Genomic DNA, 18,289 nt, shown 5'->3' with positions numbered 1-18,289 from the left:
CATACCAAGGTACGACGGCATCACTCGTCAGAAGGCCTTGGTATTTTTTTGTCATTTTTAACCGGCTACCTGTCCGCTTACCATCACTTTCACAATCTGATACCTGGCATAACTTGGCGAGTAGCGGTTAGTTTTGTATCACACAGTTACTTACAATGTAGCTGTAAATTGATAGGAGGAAACCAGCTATGGATACAATGACATACGACTATACCGAACCAACGTTATCAACTAAGGGCCAACGGATGCGCGACATTTTGGCCGATTATATTGCACTCATCAGTCATCGACTACCAGATGATGTGACTGCCAAACTCGAAGAACTCAGTAAGATCGAAGTCGATCCACTCCAAAAGCTCGTCTACGACACGATGATGGAAAACCAATTACTTGCCAATAAACTTAAACGCCCAAGTTGCCAAGATACCGGTGCATTACAATTCTTCATTAAATGCGGCGCGCAGTTCCCACTATTAGGCGAACTCAATCAAATTTTGAAAGACGCCGTTTATCGTGGGACAAAAAAAGCGCCACTCCGACATAATGCTGTTCAGACATTTGACGAATACAATACCAGTATGAACATTGGTGACGGCATCCCCTCGATTTTTCTGCAAGTTGATGGTAATGGCACTGACATCTCAATGTACGTGTACATGGCCGGCGGTGGCTGCACATTACCCGGGGCTGCCAAAGTCCTGATGCCTGGTGAAGGTTACGAAGGCGTCGTCCGTTTCGTGATGGATCGCATGACGAGCTACGGCATTAACGCTTGCCCACCTTTACTCGTCGGTGTCGGCGTCGCCACATCCGTTGAAACGGCTGCGCTTAATTCTAAATTAGCTTTAATGCGGCGCGTCGATAGTGAAAATCCAAACGCTAATGCTGCCAAACTCGAACACTTATTAGAAGACGGCATCAATCACATTGGCCTGGGACCACAGGGGTTTGGCGGTCAAAAGTCAGTAATGGGTGTCAATGTCGAGAATACCGCCCGACACCCATCAACAATTGGCGTCGCTGTTAGTACCGGCTGCTGGTCACACCGGCGCGGACTTATCAACTTTGACGCAGATCTAAACTATGACTTACCACTGAACAAAGGAGTCGAATTATCATGAAAACTTACCACTTAACCACCCCAATTTCTGATGACGATATTAAGGACATTCGTATCGGCGACATCGTCTACTTGAATGGCTCACTAACAACCTGTCGGGACGTTGCCCATCGGCGGCTCGTCGAAGAACATCGTCCCCTACCCGTTAACGTGACAGACCGAGCAATTCTCCACGCTGGCCCGATCATTAAAGATCTCGGCCATGACAAGTACGAAATGATCGCAGTCGGGCCAACGACTAGTATGCGGATGGAAAAATTTGAAGAAGAATTCGTAAAACAAACCCGTGTCAAACTAATCGTTGGTAAAGGCGGCATGGGACCGGGAACCGAACGGGCCTGCAAGAAATATCACGCCTTACACCTCGTCTACCCCGCTGGCAATGCTGTTTATGCCGCCCTGCACGTCAATAAGATTGTTGATGCCCAGTGGAAAGACCTCGGAATGCCCGAAACACTCTGGGCGTGTGAGGTCAAAGACTTCGGTCCGTTAATTGTCTCCATCGATACGAATGGCGACAACTTGTTTGAAAAGAACAAGGTCATCTTCAACGAACGTAAAGAAGCTGAGATTAAAAAAATCAACGAACAAGTTAAATTCATTAAATAACCGACCATTAACAGCCTAAGCGGATCACCCTGCTTAGGCTGTTGGTCTAAAGGAGTCTTTCTCATGATTAGTATGGATACACAATCTACTTTAAAAACCCAAGCTTTAGCCGCTCTGAGTACCGTGATCGATCCTGAACTTGGTGTGAACATTGTTGACCTCGGTTTGATCTACGATGTTGCTTACGATGCTGACCTAAAGCTCTGCACCGTTACCATGACACTGACCATCATGGGCTGTCCACTGACAGGCTATTTGAATGACCATATCAAAAGCGCATTAATGACCGTCGCGGGTATCGATCAGGTACTCATCAACCTTGTCTGGGAACCGGCCTGGTCGCTTGATAAAATGTCACGGGCAGCAAAAATGACATTAGGGTTGCATTAATTCTAATTTAGAAATCGTGTCCGGATTAGCATCATTTGCTGACTAGTTTCAGCAGTCACCGTGAGACGATTTTAACGTTTGACTAGAAAGGTGGTCGTTTTCGATGACCAAATTACAATCCGTCAACTACCAGCAACTTACATGGCCGCTGATAATTGGTTTGATTATTTGGCTGAGCGCGCCATTTCGTCCCGCGGGGCTCAGTCTATTAGCATGGCACATGCTGGCTCTCTTTGTTGGCACTATCATTGGTTGCATTACCCAGCCGTTACCTATTGCCGGTGTCGCAATTATTGGTCTCACACTTGGTGTCTTACTTGGTGTTACCTCGATGACGGATGCCATGGCCGGCTTTGGTGATAACACGGTTTGGATGATTGCAATGGCTTACTTCCTATCACGAGGCTTCGTAAAAACGGGGCTAGGGCGACGAGTCGCGCTGGTCTTCGTCAAATTATTTGGTAAAAAGACCCTTGGATTAGCCTACGCGCTGATTGGTGTCGATCTCGTCACTAGTCCGGCCACGCCTAGCAATACCGCCCGCGCCGGTGGAATCGTCTTCCCAATTATTGAATCTTTAGCTAAAGCATACGGCTCTGACCCACAAAACGGTACGCAGCGTAAGGTTGGTAGTTTTCTCATTATGTCAGCTTTCCATGGTAATATTGCCACCAGTGGCTTATTCATGACCGCGATGGCACCAAATCTCGTTGCCGTGGCCTTGGCCCAAGCAATGCAGATTCACATCACATGGATGGACTGGTTACTCGCCGCTCTATTACCTGGTCTTATTTGCTTAATTAGCGTTCCAGCTATTATTTATTGGCTCTATCCGCCAGAAATTAAGAATACACCCAACGCGCATGCGTGGGCTGCCAACGAACTTGAGCAGATGGGGGCCATGACTTTGGCCGAAAAACTCATGGGCGGTATTTTTATGTTGGCCCTCTTTCTTTGGATCTCAGCTAGTCTCACTGGGCTAGACGCGACCTTAGTGGCCTTCATAGCCGTCACTTTGCTCTTATTAACCGGTGTATTATCCGTTGACGACTTATTACATGAAACTGGGGCTTGGAACACACTCGTTTGGTTTTCAATTCTTATTTTTATGGCTGGCAAACTGAACAGTCTTGGCTTTATTCCATGGCTTTCACAAACTATGGGCCAGGCCCTGCAAGGAATCAGTTGGCTATGGGTCTTGGCAGCTTTGATGCTCGTTTACTTTTACAGCCACTACCTGTTTGCCGGCGCCACTGCTCACGTCTCCGCCATGTACGGCGCCTTCTTGGGTGTGGCAATTTCAGCCGGCGCCCCCCCAATGCTAGCAGCCCTACTATTAGGCTTTGACGGTGCCATTTTCAGTTCGACCACCCATTACGCCAACGGTCCCGCCTCGATTATGTTCGGATCAGGTTACATAACGCAGTCCGAATGGTGGCGTCTGAATCTGTGCCTTGGTGGTTTCTATCTATTAGTATGGGGCGTTGGTGGCACACTCTGGATGAAACTTTTAGGCTATTGGTAAGCTAGTTGTTTTTCAACTATACCATTTGACAGGTTCAGACACTCATTCACGTATTTCCCGACTCCGGGCTGAGTGCCCATTTCTGGGGGAAGGACGATCTAGCCGAGCAAGTTTACGCAAATCAGAACTTTTGCCGGTGACCCTAAACTGGCTTTTTAAACTCAAGACTGGCATATTTTAATGCATGCTTCATGAAAATTAACGCGCACAATGTGAACTTACTCCTGACTAACGACTTGATCATACAAACATCACGCCCTAACCAATAACAATCGGCTTTCCAACTATTACTTGGAAAGCCGATTGTTAATCTACCATGTAAGTCCATCAGAACCTGGACGTCAAAAGTTCTGATGCTCCCTCAAATTTTCAGATCCCACCCGGCTAACCGTCATGTGTCGAACTGAAGCATATTGTAAACTTACGTCTAATCACGACACCGACCACAAGTCACCCATCCAAGTCGCCAAGTCCGTGACCGCTATGGGATACAGGTGGGGTTGCCCAACCGCCGATAAGTAGACCCAGGTCAGCGCTGTACCGTGCACTTTTTTGTCGTGTTGCATCACTGCGGCCACGGCTTGCGGCGCTATCGGCGGTAATTCCGTGGGCAACCCTACCGCCATTAAGCGTGCCTTGAGCGTCGACGTTAAACTAGTCGGCGCTAACCCATGTGCTGCAAACAACCGACAAACCTGTACTAGACCAATCGCTACCGCTTCCCCATGCATTAGTTGACCGTCAGCCAATAGTTCGACTGCGTGACCAATCGTATGACCAAAATTCAATAATTGCCGCTGACCCTGTTCATGTTCATCCGCCATAACGACGCGCGCTTTGAACGCCACACTAGCTGCAATTAAATCTGGTGCTGCTGGTAAAATCGCTGCCACACTGGTAATTTGTTGCAAGGATTGCCAAAAATCACCGCCAACTAATGCTGCGCACTTAACGATTTCGCCATAACCTTCTGCGAGCATCCGCGGCGGTAACGTCACCAGAATTGCCGGATCAATGACGACTAAATCTGGTTGGTAAAAACTGCCCACTAAGTTTTTGCCAGTTGGTAAGTCAATCGCGGTCTTACCGCCCACCGAACTATCGACTTGCGCTAATAATGATGTCGGTACTTGAATCAAGGCAATACCGCGCATATAAATCGAAGCGACAAACCCTGCTAAGTCACCAACCACCCCGCCACCAAGAGCGATGACACCGTCACTGCGGCTAAAATGGGCGGCACTCAGCTGATCGATTAACGACTGGACTTGTGACCAACTTTTGCTCGCCTCACCGGCTGGAACCGTCATCACACGCACCTTGAATCCAGCCGCCGTCAGTTCATCAGTTACCAGCTTCGCATAGTACGGGCCCACATTGGTATCCGTTACCACCGCTACTTGACGGGCACACCATACCTTAGTTACCAACGTTCCTAGATGATGTAAACTGTCAATCATGATCTTGATCTGATACTGTTTAACTCGCGTCTTGACTTCAATGTTTGTCATAGGCACATCCTACGCCCACGTTTGCATCAGGTCATGTAACTGGAAAGCCTGTTGCGCCATTTTTAAGTACGTCGCGGGTTTTAACGCTTGCGGCCCATCGGATAAAGCTTGCGTTGGCTGGTCATGAATTTCAACGATCATGCCACTGGCGCCAGCTGCTACACCTGCCATCGCCATCGGGGTCACGAGTTCCCAGGTACCGACCGCGTGACTCGGATCAACGATGACTGGGTAATGTGTCAACGATTGCAAGACTGGCACTGCACCTAAGTCAAACGTGTTGCGTGTGTACTTATTATCAAACGTTCGAATTCCCCGCTCCAAAAGCATGATCTGATGATTACCACCAGCTGCAATGTATTCAGCTGCATTGAGCACATCGTCGATTGTTGCCGACATTCCTCGCTTTAATGCAACCGGAATTTGGGTCTGTCCAACGGCTTTAAGCAACGAGAAATTTTGCATATTGCGTGCACCAATTTGAAAAATATCCGTGTATTTCGCCACCATCGCCACGTGTTCATCATCCATCACTTCGGTAATCATATCAAGGCCATGTTTATCAGCCGCCGTCCGTAAGTATTGGAGTCCCGTCTCCCCGAGGCCTTGGAAGCTGTAAGGTGACGTCCGTGGCTTGAATGCTCCGCCACGAACAATCGTCGCACCACCCTGCTTGGCAACCGCGGCCATCTGGTCCACGTGTTCAGCGCTTTCGACTGAACACGGGCCAGCCATCATGACGAATTGATTACCACCAATCACACTGTGTGGCGTCTTAATAATCGTATCTTCTGGGTGAAAGAGACGGCTGCTTTGGACCGCTGCGGGAACTGCCGTCAAGATTGATTCACTGGCTGCTTGCACATCCGCGGGAAGTGCTTCTGGACGCAATCCTTGAATTGCAATTCGATTATTGTGCGTGAAGATCTCGTGATCCGCACCAAATTGACTCACTAACTTTGCCTGCATAGCCGTAGCGGTTGCTGGTTTTAATATAATAATCATAATAGTTTCCTCCTACTAATCAATTCTCAAAAGTTAAGGCCTAAGCCTGCGCCGTAATCGGCGGAGTCGCTTGAATACTGGCTAACATATCTTGGCGGACCTGTTGAACTGGCATCTGCTTACCAGTCCAAAACTCAAAAGCCAAGGCACCTTGCCAAATCAACATCCCCAAACCATTATATGTGGCGCACCCCTGCTGACGCGCTAAGCGCAAAAAGGTCGTTTCTAGCGGTTGGTAAATCACATCATAGACCGTCTGTTGTGGGACTAATTGCTGGATAATTGAGATTGGTAATGGCGTTCCAGCAGTCGTCATGCCGATATTGGTCACGTTAATGATCAAATTGCTGGTACGAGCAACTTGCTGCATCCGTACTTGGTCTTCATAGGCACAGAGCCGGAGTGGTACCGAAGTCGTGGTACTGAGTTGCTCCAACCAGTGCTGAACACCGGCGTAGCGTTCGTTGTTGCGTTTAAAGACCGTTACACTCGCGACACCATAATCTAAAGCCGCCGCAATGATTGCCTTACCTGCGCCTCCCGCGCCTAAAACCATGACGTGCTTATCAACCAAGTTCAGACCTTGATGTAAGAGATCCTGAAAAACTCCAGCGCCGTCCGTGCTGTCACCAATCAGCTTGCCAGCTTCATTCTTAATCGTATTGACCGCTTGAATCCGTTGCGCTCGCACTGTCAAACCATCTAGTAGCGGTACAACGGCTTGTTTGAATGGCATTGAAAGGTTCACCCCCGCGATACCCATGCTACGAATTCCAGCAAGCGTACCAGCCAATCCATCCGGTGCCACATCAAACGCCAAGTAGCGCGCATTTAGCCCCCAGTAGTCAAAACTCAAATTATGCATTCGCGGTGAGCGACTGTGCCGCGCGGGGTGCGCGATAAATCCAAAGAGTGCCGTTTGTCCATCAATCATGCTTTAACTAACTTCCTTTCTAAATGACTCGCAATTGTTGACCAAGATCCACGTGCGTTTGTTGATACGTCCGCACTAGGTCTGCTACCGTGAACTGGTTAGCGGCTAATACTTGGTCGGCCGCTCCACTGGCGCCAAAGTGGTCCAAGCCTAGTACCGCCCCATCTAACCCAACGTAACGTTCCCAGCCAGATGTTGCGCCCATTTCGACTGCAACTCGCCGCCGAATTTGAGGTGGCAAGACCTGGGCTTGGTAATTCGTTGATTGGCGCGCAAAGTTTTCCATCGACGGCATTGAAACGACACTGACATCTTCACCTAACGTAGCTAGTTTCGCCTGGGCCTGAAGAGCTAAAGCAACTTCTGACCCGCTTGCAATCAAGATTCCCATTGGCTGGCGGCCACGCTGCGGTGAGAGAACATAACCGCCACGAGCCACACCAGTCATGGCCTTAGTCTTAGATCCGGATAGCACTGCCAAATTCTGACGGGTCAAGACGAGCACGGTTGGATGATCCGTCGCGTTGATGGCTTGCCACCAAGCTGCGACCGTTTCATTCGGGTCAGCGGGCCGGATCACCGTTAGATTCGGAATCAATCGTAAACTCATTAGCTGTTCAATTGGCTGATGAGTCGGACCGTCCTCGCCGACTGCAATCGAGTCATGCGTGAAAACGTAAGTGACTGGTAACTTCATCATCGCCGCCAATCGAATAGCCGCACGCGTGTAATCGGAAAAGACAAGGAAGGTGCCACCAAAGACCCGCAAGCCACCGTGTAAAGTCATCCCATTCAAAATGGTGCCCATACCAAACTCCCGGACACCAAAGGCAACGTTGCGCTGATCCGGGGTCACCGGAGTCGACAATTGATCCTGCTCAATGGTCGTTTTATTCGAACTGGCTAAATCAGCCGCGCCCCCGACTAATCCTGGTAACTGAGCGGCTAGCTTCTGAATGACGGTATGACTCGTGATCCGCGAAGCTTGGGCGCCTTCATCAAAGATCGGTAAACTGGTGGCTAAGTCAACTGGCAGACGCATACTGAGCTGTTGTTCGAAACGGTGTTGTACGGCTTGTGGTAAAGCCTCTCGTTGTGACTGCCACCGGCAATGTGCACGCTGACCACGTTGCAAGATTAGTTGCTGTGCGCGTTTAGCAACGGCCGGCATTACCGTAAATGGCGCGGCTTGCCACCCTAATTGTTGCTGCAAACTAGTTAAACCGGCCGTTCCCAACGGATTGCCATGCACCGCATTCGTACCCGCTTGTGGTGCGCCAAATCCAATCGTCGTTTTAACAGCGATCAGGCTTGGACGTGAACTGTGTTTGGCACGCTCAATGGCGGCATTAATCGCCGTTAAATCATTGCCATCACCTACCGTTTGTGTATCCCAACCATAACTAGCGAAGCGCTGGTTCACATCGGTACGAAACGACCGGCTGGTGGGGCCATCAAGCGAAACAGCGTTATCGTCGTACAATACAATTAATTTTTGCAATTGTTGATTACCGGCAAAGCTGGCAGCTTCGTGGGAGACGCCTTCCATCAAATCACCATCACCGACTAACGCGTAAGTATAGTGATCCACCAACTGCGGTGCCTCGGAGAACTGAGCCGCTAGTTGCCGTTCAGCCAGGGCCATGCCCACCGCCATCCCTAATCCCTGTCCCAGTGGACCGGTCGTGGCTTCCACACCATCCACGATTCCCAGTTCAGGGTGGCCTGGCGTGTGACTGCCGAATTGACGAAAATGTTGTAACTCGCCCATTGTCACGTTGAAGCCACTCACATGTAGCAGACTGTACAACAACGCCGACCCGTGTCCGGCTGATAAGACAAAGCGATCGCGATTAGCCCATTGAGACTGCTGTGGATCGACCCGTAATTGTCGGCTCCACAGTGCCCACATCATTGGAGCCGCGCCGAGTGGCAATCCTGGATGACCAGAACCGGCCCGTTCAATCATTTCCGCACTCAGTACTCGTAGATTATTCACCGCTAATTCATCAATTTCATCAAATGCTTGCATTAACTTCGCTCCCTCTCATTTTGGCTAATAAAAAAGACTCACAGTTACACCAACTGTGAGTCCACTAATTCTTCGCAGGGTGCCCGAAAAACACCGCTACTCAGAAGCAGAAAAGTCACACAGTGGTTGTTCACAACACTGATATGACTTTTCCATAAATTTTAATCATTCCAAAATTTACTGGTCACATCCGTTGCGAGGGCGTGCCTCGCAGTGGATGCCAAGGCACTAAGTAAACCAGTAATAATAATACGAATTCAATTGTAAATTGGTATTAATCGTCATGATTAAAATCTCCTTAATTTATAATGTGTATTTGATGACTTAAAATATACGGCTAATCAATAGAATTGTCAAATGGTTTTTGCAAACTTTTTCTATTAATCAACAAAAACACGTTGGTCCACCCTCGATTTGCTAGTCGTCATCATCCTCGCTAACTGCTAATAAATACTGGTAAATCAGCAAGTTTGCGTGTCAAATCATTTTACAGATATTAAAATGGTTCCCTGCCACTTTCTGAAAATATTTTTAGCCAGTAGCTTGCACTGACTTAACTTATAATCCACCGCCAGGCAAATCATTAAAGTCTAAAAGCCGCACTCCAACGCTAAATTTCTCACAACGAACGACTGACAAACGGTCATTTTCGATTACAATTTCAACAATGTTCCGTATGCTTTAGCAACTAACCTTAGCCGCTCGTCAGTTGTCTGAACTGCCATCTATGCCCAACCAGCTAGCTGGTCTTCACCACCGCACATAATCGTGATAACCAAAAATAGTGTCGCCAGCATCCAGAGCAGATTCCAGCCACACTATCATCAGTTTATGTGATCCCCATTTTAGTCACAATAATTGCCGCAACTACACCAAACTACGCTTTCAAGGCTGCGGGGACTGCCACTCCAAATTCAGCACCAACTTGCTGCATTTCCGTCAACGTCTGTGGATCAATACTGACGCCCTGCACCAAATTTTCATCATAGTGCCGGTATTCCCGGTCACCTGGTATCATAATCTTAGTACCTGGTAGATGCTTCAAATGCCGAATACGGTCAAACATAGTCGTCACGTTGGCCTTCAACACCTCGGGATCGCCAAATAAGGCGGGATTAATCGTCATGAAGAACTGACTAAAGTCATGCTTACCGGTGTTCGTATCAGCCGACAGCGACCCTTGCGCTAAAATTCCCGTGAGTAACTCAATAATTAGTGAGTTGCCAAAGCCTTTGTAATTTGAATTGACTTCCTGCTGGCCACCTAGGGTCAGGACCCCACCACCAGGACGATTCTCAGAAAACGCAATTTTAGCCAAGTTATCCTCCACCGTCTGCGCATCATGCAAGACTTGACGATGCTCATCAACCGCCCAAACACCCGGAATCTGTGCACCTTTTTTGGCCAGCACTTGAATCTTCCCGCTTGAAACCACCGCAGTCGCGCCGTCAAAAACGAAAGGATGCGGGTCGGCTGGAAAAGTAAAAGCTAATGCGTTGGAACCCAAAAAAGCTTCTGTCGCATTCGTCGGCACCACCAACGGCCGCGTATTAGTCGTTGAAATACCGATCAAACCCGCTTTGCAAGCCATGCGCGAATAATAGCCCGCCGTTCCAAAGTGATTCGAATTGCGGATAACCGCTAATGAAACACCGAGTTGCTTAGTCTTTTCAATCAGTTTATTCATCGTAAACGCCGACGCAATCTGGCCCATGCTCTGGTTCGCATCGATCAATAGACTGGTAGGTGTTTCATTCAAAATCTTCGGTTGATGCGTCGGTTCCAAGGTATGATCCTTGATCATCCGCGTATACCAAGCCAGCCGCTGGATACCATGTGACGAGATTCCACGTAAATCTGCATCGACCAGGGTGTCTGCCAGCAGTGCCCCATCCTTGGCACTAAACCGTTGGGCCTTAAAAACTGCTTCTAAAAATTGTCGTTCCGTTTCCGCACTAATTCGCATCGTTATATTTTCCTCCGTTTTTGACAGCCAGCACTCGCCTAACTTGGCGAGCACCGGGATATCACACTTTATTCAGATTGCTAAACAGCTTGAACACGTTCATTATCCGATTCCTAATTAGAAAATTCAATGTTTTATGTAAATATAATTAAAAACAGATGTGTAAAACGTTAATTTTTCAATTATGCCCCACTCAGTTTCTTTCCTTAACTAACCTTTCACTATCCGCTAAGCGGCCTGTCTTTCCATGCTATATTGAAGACACTTAAACTAGAGGAGGGACCCGCGATGCACCGTTATACCTATCATTTTTATACAGGACTAATCACGGGCTTGTTAATTTGGGTCCATCCCCTCGGCGGTCTAGCTAGTCGCATACGACCGACACTACCGTACCCACCAACCACCCTTCAAAGAACAGCCACCCAAGCTGTTTTTTCACCAACCGAATTTTATCAAACCATCCGTCAGTATCCGGATCTGGTTAAACTAGCAAAATTCGACCCAATCGGTATGTTGCAAGGCACCACCATTCAGCCGGGACTACAAGCCACCCTGACTAGGGACCTCGTCACTAAACAACTCACGACGACGACAATGATGATTCCACAGGGCGTTGTTATTGCCAGTCGTTATCGTCTAACCACCGCTTATGATGCCACTGGTCGAACCCAATCTGTCCTATATGTACAGGATCGTTTCCGACATCAATTATGCAACACTGTCTTATTGCATGGTAAACCACATGTGGGTGGTCTAGCTTATGACCCTCACCACCAGCGGATTTGGTTGTGCAGTCATCGCCACGGTCATGGGGCTATCGTGAGCGTTAGTCTGGCCGCATTACGGCACTTCGACCCGACCACTTCCATTGCCGTTCACTATCAGCAACGCTGGTCACTGCCAACACTGAGCAATGCTTCACTACTGACCTATCACCATCAGGCCCTTTATGTCGGCCAGTTCAAACCTGGACAGACCACCTTGGTTGCCCGCTATCCACTGACGAGCGCCGGCACGCCATACAGAATGACCACGAGTCACGCCATTTTACCAAAGGCAGTTAGTGACTGGCACGGCAAGCTCCCACCCAATATTCAAGGAATGGCCTTCTATGACCACTACGTCTTGTTATCACAGTCATACGGCCCCAGCGCCTCACACTTACTGCTATTCAAGCGCAGCCAATTAATTCAACAGCATCAACTGACCACCGGTATCGCGATTCTTCGATTGCCTCCGCAACTCGAACAGATCAGCGTTCATCATCACCAGGCGCAACTCCTTTATGAAACCGGGGCCACCTCCTACCGCCAGCAGCAAAATCACGCCATTGATCGGCTGATTTCAATCAACTTACAGCGCCTCATTGAATAGGCAAATTAGTCGTCGAACCTCATCGCCATGACTGAAAAGTACGGTCCTAGTTACTCAGTAGTGTTACTACGTCATTATTGCAGTTAACCCCTAACTGACCTTCCGATGCGTCCAGTATTTACTGACATGCCCAGTTCAATTTCCTGATCAGCATTCACGCTGCTACCAGGATTGCGACAACCAACTAGTTGTTACCGTAAATTACTGCTGTACGTAAAAATACAGCATGTATTAATTTTCCATGGCCGCCCAAATAAGCGTACAATGTAACAGTAAGTACAATTAAGGGAGAAAGTTATGTATCAGCTATTAACAGATTCAACCGTTGATTTACCTTATCAACTACTTAAGGACAAGCATGTCGATTTTGTTTCAATGAACGTCACGATTGACGACCAGGAATACGCGGACGATTTGGGTCACCACTTTGACTTGACTGACTTTTATCATCGGATTGGTAACGGTGTGATGCCTTCTACCGCTCAGATTAATATCGGCCAGTTTATTGAATTTTTCAAGCCGTACGTTCAGGCACATACGCCAATCCTATACCTCGGCTTTTCATCAGGCTTAAGTGGGACCTTCAATAATGCGCAACAGGCCAAGACCATGCTTTTAGAAGACCAGCCAGATGCCGAGATCTACCTCGTGGATTCCCGAGCAGCCTGCTGCGGTGAAGGCCTGATGCTACTAGATGCCATTGACAAGCGCGATGCTGGTATGCCGATCGCCCAATTGGCGGATTGGCTGACTGAAAACCGCCTCTATTATCACCAATGGTTCACCGTTGATGACTTAAATTACCTTTATCACGGCGGCCGGGTCTCACGGACCTCCGCGACGGTTGGATCACTCTTACAGATCAAGCCAGTCATGGACGTCGACCCACTCGGCCACTTGCGTCCAGTACAAAAGGTGCGCTCACGGCGCCGGTCACTGACCACACTAGTTAACAACACACTAGCTGATTTACGTGATCAGACCAAGCCGCGCATTATCATTGCCACTAGCGACGCTCAGGAAGCCGCCCAAACCGTTCGTGAAAAGATTTTAGCCAAGGTTCCTGATGCTGAAATTTTGCTCGAACACATTGGGCCGACTATCACTAGCCATACCGGCCTCGGTTGCGTTGCCGTCTTCTCTTTTGGTAAAACTAAACGTCAGTAATTAAAATGGATTGAGCCGTCAATGGCCCAATCCATTTTTAAGTAACCGAGCGTTACTTGCTTAGCTTGTTTCAAGGCGGGCTAACTGCATAGTCGCTCACCCCGGAAGTCGTACTGACATGAACACGTGCTGCCAGCCAGGACGCTAACAAAGTGGTCTATTTTATATCATGAGCCCTACCATGTTTTAGTTTTGTATTATTTTTTCTGTTCAAACAACAAAAAAAGCACCCGTCCATAGACAGGTGCTTTCTCATATAGCCAGAAAATGTTGATAAAACAACGTTTTTGGATAATATTAACGTTTTGAGAATTGTGAAGCTTTCCGGGCTTTCTTCAAACCTGGCTTCTTACGTTCCTTCATACGAGCATCACGAGTTAAGAGACCCGCGCGCTTCAAAGGAGTACGGAAATCTGGGTCAACTTCGAGCAATGCCCGAGCGATCCCATGACGAGTTGCGCCGGCTTGACCATGGAAGCCACCACCATTAACGTTAACTAAAACATCATATTGATCAGTTGTTTCAGTTACTTCGAATGGTTGTAACAATTCCTTGCGAATATCTGCAAATGGAATGTAATCTTCAACAGATTTGTCATTCATAACAATTTTACCAGTACCTGGTACTAAGCGTACGCGGGCTACTGAATCTTTACGACGGCCTGTGCCGCGATATTGTACTTGAGCCAATGTAGTTTCCTCCTTAGATTAAGTTAGTGATGTCCAAAACTTCAGGCTTTTGTGCTTGTTGCGTATGTTCTGCACCAGCATAAACATGCAACTTCAAGCCCATCTTGTGGCCTAAAGAGTTGTGAGGAAGCATACCCTTAACTGAAGTTTCAATCAATTTAGTAGGTTCCTTTGCCAAGAAGTCACCGGCAGTCCGTTCCTTTAAACCACCAGCATAAGCAGTATGATGATAATAAATCTTCCGTTCTGCTTTCTTCCCAGTTAAAGCGACCTTGCTTGCATTAATAACGATAACGTTATCACCAGTATCCACGTTAGGGGTAAAGGTAGGTTTGTTCTTACCACGCAAGATTGATGCGACGACAGTTGAAAGACGACCCAAAGGTACATCGGTTGCATCAACTACATACCATTTACGATCAATTTCACCTGGTTTAGCCATATATGTTGTACGCACGTTGTGTTCCTCCATTTTCTGTGTTTGTTTGACACTCAATAAGATTTCCGGGGCTTATCGTGGGGCAAACAATACCAACGACTAGTCTACCTAATTTCGCCTCAGAAGTCAATACTTTATCAAATCAGCTTGTAATTCATTTTGTTCATAATACACTTTTTTCATATAAAGTCCAGCCGCGGGAGCCGTTCCCCGCGCTTGCTCACGGTCCTTAGCCGCTAGTAACGCTGGAATACAGTCAACTGCGCGCCGGCCCTGACCAATTTCCATCAAAACAGCCACCATGATTCGAACCTGGTTATATAAAAAACCACTACCGCAAAATTCAAACTGAATTTCGCGTTCATCCGGCAAGGCCCACGCTTTGGCTGAATAGATCTCACGAACATGGTCATGTGCTTGTGAACCGGACGCAACGAAGGTCGAGAAATCGTGCCGTCCTTCTAAGTCACCGATGGCTTGCTGAATTCTGTCAATATCCGCAGCGAACTTAAAATGCCCCGTATAGTGCCGTTTAAATGGATCTACAAATTCATTTTGATAGGCCCGATACCAGTACCGCTTACCGACCGTATCATAACGCGCGTGAAAATCATTCGGCACAATGGAAACGGCCTTTACGATTGTATCCATCGGTAACATGCTGTTCAGGCCGCGCCGAACCCCTTCTGGATTAATTTCGTACGGCAAGTCAAAATGCAACGTCTGTCCAAACGCATGTACACCAGCATCTGTTCGGCCCGCGCCGTAGATCACAATCGGTTCAACGGGATCTTTCGCCATCTTATTGACCGCCTTAGTGACGACCTGCTCGACAGTTCGCTGGTGTGGCTGGCGTTGAAAACCCGCAAAATTGGTGCCGTCATATGCTAAAACTACTTTATACCGCGTGGTCACAATATCCCTCCAGTTAAAAACGTGGGTCGCCATCAGTGCGACGCCCACGTTAATCAGTCTTCATTTATGCACGCAAGAAAATCAATGCAACGGTCAAGATCGCAAAGCATCCGGTAGCCCACGTATCACGTTGGTGCCACTTAAGAATCCGGTACTTACTGCGACCCTCGCCGCCTTGATAGCCACGTGCTTCCATTGCCGTTGCTAAATCCTCAGCCCGGTTGAATGAGCTGACAAACAGTGGAATCAGCAGCGGAACCACGGCACGCATTTGTTGAAAGATATTGCCCTCACCAAAGTCGACCCCCCGGGCCCGTTGTGCATTCATAATTTTTTCCGTTTCGTCCATCAACGTTGGCACAAAGCGTAAGGCAATCGACAACATCAGCGCCACTTCATAGACTGGAAAACGAACCGCCCGGAGCGGCATCAAAATATACTCGATGGCATCCGACAATTCCAGTGGCGGCGTTGTTAGAGTTAACAGCGTTGACATAAAAATAATCAACACGAACCGGCAAAAAATATAGACCCCGTTGATCAATCCAAGTTGGCTGATTGTAATGATGCCCCATTGAAAGTAAACGTGCCCGCCACTTGCACTAAACAACACTTGCAGGATGACGGTGAATAAAATCAACCAAATCAGCGGTTTGACGCCGTTGATGAAGAACGACCATTTCACACCGGATAGGTAAATAGCGGCCAATGTCAAGGCAAATAGCAAGGCATAGGTCGCCCAGTTATTGGCAATAAAAATAATCCCAATAAAATAAAAACTCAGTAACAGTTTCGCCCGGGGGTCCATATGGTGAACCACGGAGTCTCCCGGAATGTAGCGACCAAAGATCAATTTATTCATCATGAGCGGCCACCTCCCCCATCGCGTTCGGTGGCAACTGTTGGACGATGGCTGCTGCTAATTCGTCCTCGGTCAACGGCCACTCATCAAATTGCCAGCCTTGCTTTTGGAGTGTATGTGCAAAGGCCGTTGTTTTCGGTAAGCCCAATTGATGGGCAGTCAGCCACGCAGGATCTTTGAAGATCTCACGAGGCGTCCCCGTTTTGACGATTTGTCCACGATCCATCACGATTATATTATCCGCGTAATTGGCAACATCATCCATCTGATGGGTCACTAGTACCACGGTCAAATCACGTTCATGGCGCAAACGGGCAAACATCTCCATCATATCTAAACGGCCCTGAGGGTCCAATCCGGCAGTCGGTTCATCCAAGACTAGGACTTGCGGCTGCATCGCAAGGACCCCCGCAATGGCCACTCGCCGCATCTGTCCACCAGAGAGGTCAAACGGTGACCGCGTCAGTAACGACTCGTCTAACCCAACTAAAGCCAACATTTCAGCCGCAGTTTTCAAAGCATCCGCTTCGCTGGCCCCAAAATTCTGGGGCCCGAATGCAATGTCTTTGGCCACCGTTTCTTCAAACAACTGACTTTCTGGAAACTGAAAGACGATGCCCACGTGTTGCCGCAATCGTTTCAAATCCTTATTACTCGTCGTTGGCGTAATGACCCGTTCACCAATCGTGACCGTTCCACTAGTCGGTTTGAGTAAGGCGTTCAAATGCTGTAAAAGTGTAGACTTACCACTCCCCGTATGACCAATCAAAGCCGTATAAGAGCCGGTGGGAATGGTGACGTTAATATCAGTTAACGCCTTAGTTTCGAACGGCGTACCCGGTTGGTAAGTAAAATCTACTTGTTTGAACGTAATTGCCATAACCAGTCCGCCATTCCTTTCTCTGTTAAATACTGTGCGGGCACTTGAACACCCTGCCGCTTTAGCGCTGCTTTTAAGCGCTCAGCATATGGCATGTCCAATCCCATCTTAATTAAGGCTTCTCCATGCTGAAAAATTTCCGCTGGAGTCCCCTCTTCCTTAACCTCACCGTCATTGATCACTAAGACCCGATTAGCGCTGGCCGCTTCGTCAATATCATGCGTAATTGACAAGACCGTTAACGCTGAATTAGCCTTCATATCGCGAATCGTCGTCAATACTTCCTGACGACCACGGGGATCCAACATTGACGTCGCTTCGTCCAGAATCAAAATCTGAGGCCGCGCCGCTATCATACCAGCCAGCGCCACCCGTTGTTTTTGACCACCTGACAAACGTGCCGGTTCACGTGTCGCAAAATCCTGCATGTTGACTTGTTCTAGAGCCGCCTGTACCCGCGTTAGCATCTCAGGACGCGGCACGCCCTGGTTTTCAAGGCTAAACGCAACATCATCGGCAACGGTTGCCCCAACGAATTGGTTATCTGGGTTTTGGAAAACCATCCCAATTTTGCGCCGAATGTCCCAAACGGTTTCTTCAGATAATACTTGACCATCAACCGTAATCGTTCCGGCCGCTGGTGCTAACAGTCCGTTTAAATTCTTGGCCAAGGTCGACTTACCAGAACCGTTATGGCCGACAATGGCGACCCATTCACCCGGCATGACCGTAAATGAAATATCGTGTAACGTTAACTGATCCGTAGCTTGTTGCGGGTAACGATAATCTAAATGTTTAACGTCAATAATCGGACTCACCATTGTCCCTCATTTCCTTAAAATTCATGGTTATTATCATAACATATCT

General features: G+C 48.1%; 17 protein-coding genes. 6 read left to right on the top strand and 11 right to left on the bottom strand.

Going from position 1 to position 18,289, the window contains the following annotated elements:
* Window positions 1–188: 188 nt before the first annotated feature.
* The 4 genes from ttdA (at window position 189) to ACWQAU_RS11125 (ending at window position 3,644) form a co-directional block, all read left to right on the top strand.
* Window positions 189–1,121: a L(+)-tartrate dehydratase subunit alpha gene (gene ttdA, locus ACWQAU_RS11140; RefSeq protein ID WP_022638288.1), complete on the top strand. Its 933-nt coding sequence runs from the start codon at window positions 189–191 to the stop codon at window positions 1,119–1,121.
* The gene (gene ttdB / locus ACWQAU_RS11135) at window positions 1,118–1,729 is read left to right on the top strand and encodes a L(+)-tartrate dehydratase subunit beta (protein WP_003641290.1); all 612 of its coding nucleotides are present in this window, start codon (window positions 1,118–1,120) and stop codon (window positions 1,727–1,729) included. The genes ttdA and ttdB overlap by 4 nt, the downstream gene beginning before the upstream one ends.
* A 63-nt stretch (window positions 1,730–1,792) precedes the next feature.
* A complete protein-coding gene (locus ACWQAU_RS11130) occupies window positions 1,793–2,119 on the top strand; it encodes a metal-sulfur cluster assembly factor (protein ID WP_003596658.1) in 327 nt (108 codons plus the stop codon).
* A gap of 103 nt (window positions 2,120–2,222) precedes the next feature.
* A complete protein-coding gene (locus ACWQAU_RS11125) occupies window positions 2,223–3,644 on the top strand; it encodes a DASS family sodium-coupled anion symporter (protein ID WP_013355346.1) in 1,422 nt (473 codons plus the stop codon).
* Window positions 3,645–4,075: 431 nt separating this feature from the next.
* On the opposite strand, the gene aroB is transcribed toward ACWQAU_RS11125, so the two are convergent.
* From aroB to ACWQAU_RS11100, 5 genes are all read right to left on the bottom strand, one after another.
* The gene (aroB, locus tag ACWQAU_RS11120) at window positions 4,076–5,155 is read right to left on the bottom strand and encodes a 3-dehydroquinate synthase (protein ID WP_015380007.1); all 1,080 of its coding nucleotides are present in this window, start codon (window positions 5,153–5,155) and stop codon (window positions 4,076–4,078) included.
* A gap of 9 nt (window positions 5,156–5,164) precedes the next feature.
* Window positions 5,165–6,160 carry a 3-deoxy-7-phosphoheptulonate synthase gene (aroF, locus tag ACWQAU_RS11115; protein WP_003644102.1) on the bottom strand — a complete coding sequence of 332 codons (996 nt, stop codon included), beginning with the start codon at window positions 6,158–6,160 and terminating at the stop codon, window positions 5,165–5,167.
* A gap of 40 nt (window positions 6,161–6,200) precedes the next feature.
* Window positions 6,201–7,094, bottom strand: a complete 894-nt coding sequence (gene aroE, locus ACWQAU_RS11110; protein ID WP_013355343.1) for a shikimate dehydrogenase — start codon at window positions 7,092–7,094, stop codon at window positions 6,201–6,203.
* A gap of 19 nt (window positions 7,095–7,113) precedes the next feature.
* Window positions 7,114–9,126 (bottom strand): transketolase, encoded by a 2,013-nt coding sequence (gene tkt, locus ACWQAU_RS11105; RefSeq protein WP_013355342.1) that lies wholly within the window; start codon window positions 9,124–9,126, stop codon window positions 7,114–7,116.
* Between the two features lie 877 nt (window positions 9,127–10,003).
* Window positions 10,004–11,092 carry an Ldh family oxidoreductase gene (locus tag ACWQAU_RS11100; protein WP_013355341.1) on the bottom strand — a complete coding sequence of 363 codons (1,089 nt, stop codon included), beginning with the start codon at window positions 11,090–11,092 and terminating at the stop codon, window positions 10,004–10,006.
* Between the two features lie 288 nt (window positions 11,093–11,380).
* Between ACWQAU_RS11100 and ACWQAU_RS11095 the strand changes: the two genes are divergently transcribed.
* The gene (locus ACWQAU_RS11095) at window positions 11,381–12,469 is read left to right on the top strand and encodes a hypothetical protein (RefSeq protein ID WP_013355340.1); all 1,089 of its coding nucleotides are present in this window, start codon (window positions 11,381–11,383) and stop codon (window positions 12,467–12,469) included.
* Window positions 12,470–12,766: 297 nt separating this feature from the next.
* On the top strand, window positions 12,767–13,636 hold the full coding sequence (locus ACWQAU_RS11090; protein ID WP_013355339.1) for a DegV family protein: 870 nt from the start codon (window positions 12,767–12,769) through the stop codon (window positions 13,634–13,636).
* Between the two features lie 297 nt (window positions 13,637–13,933).
* Here ACWQAU_RS11090 and rpsI read toward each other — a convergent pair whose 3' ends face one another.
* The 6 genes from rpsI to ACWQAU_RS11060 all read right to left on the bottom strand — a co-directional run bounded on the left by rpsI (window position 13,934) and on the right by ACWQAU_RS11060 (window position 18,240).
* Window positions 13,934–14,326, bottom strand: a complete 393-nt coding sequence (gene rpsI / locus ACWQAU_RS11085; protein WP_003638099.1) for a 30S ribosomal protein S9 — start codon at window positions 14,324–14,326, stop codon at window positions 13,934–13,936.
* A 13-nt stretch (window positions 14,327–14,339) separates the two neighbouring features.
* Window positions 14,340–14,783 carry a 50S ribosomal protein L13 gene (gene rplM, locus ACWQAU_RS11080; RefSeq protein WP_003638098.1) on the bottom strand — a complete coding sequence of 148 codons (444 nt, stop codon included), beginning with the start codon at window positions 14,781–14,783 and terminating at the stop codon, window positions 14,340–14,342.
* Between the two features lie 108 nt (window positions 14,784–14,891).
* Window positions 14,892–15,680: a tRNA pseudouridine(38-40) synthase TruA gene (gene truA / locus ACWQAU_RS11075; RefSeq protein ID WP_003644097.1), complete on the bottom strand. Its 789-nt coding sequence runs from the start codon at window positions 15,678–15,680 to the stop codon at window positions 14,892–14,894.
* Between the two features lie 64 nt (window positions 15,681–15,744).
* On the bottom strand, window positions 15,745–16,545 hold the full coding sequence (locus ACWQAU_RS11070; protein WP_013355338.1) for an energy-coupling factor transporter transmembrane component T family protein: 801 nt from the start codon (window positions 16,543–16,545) through the stop codon (window positions 15,745–15,747).
* Window positions 16,535–17,422, bottom strand: coding sequence for an energy-coupling factor ABC transporter ATP-binding protein (locus tag ACWQAU_RS11065; protein WP_013355337.1), 888 nt, complete (start codon window positions 17,420–17,422; stop codon window positions 16,535–16,537). The genes ACWQAU_RS11070 and ACWQAU_RS11065 overlap by 11 nt, the downstream gene beginning before the upstream one ends.
* A complete protein-coding gene (locus ACWQAU_RS11060; protein ID WP_027821308.1) occupies window positions 17,398–18,240 on the bottom strand; it encodes an energy-coupling factor ABC transporter ATP-binding protein in 843 nt (280 codons plus the stop codon). Before ACWQAU_RS11060 ends, ACWQAU_RS11065 begins: the two co-directional genes overlap by 25 nt.
* Window positions 18,241–18,289: the final 49 nt, after the last annotated feature.

The organism is Lactiplantibacillus sp. 3062 (assembly GCF_055413545.1).
This window is presented reverse-complemented; position numbering and strand designations above follow the sequence as displayed.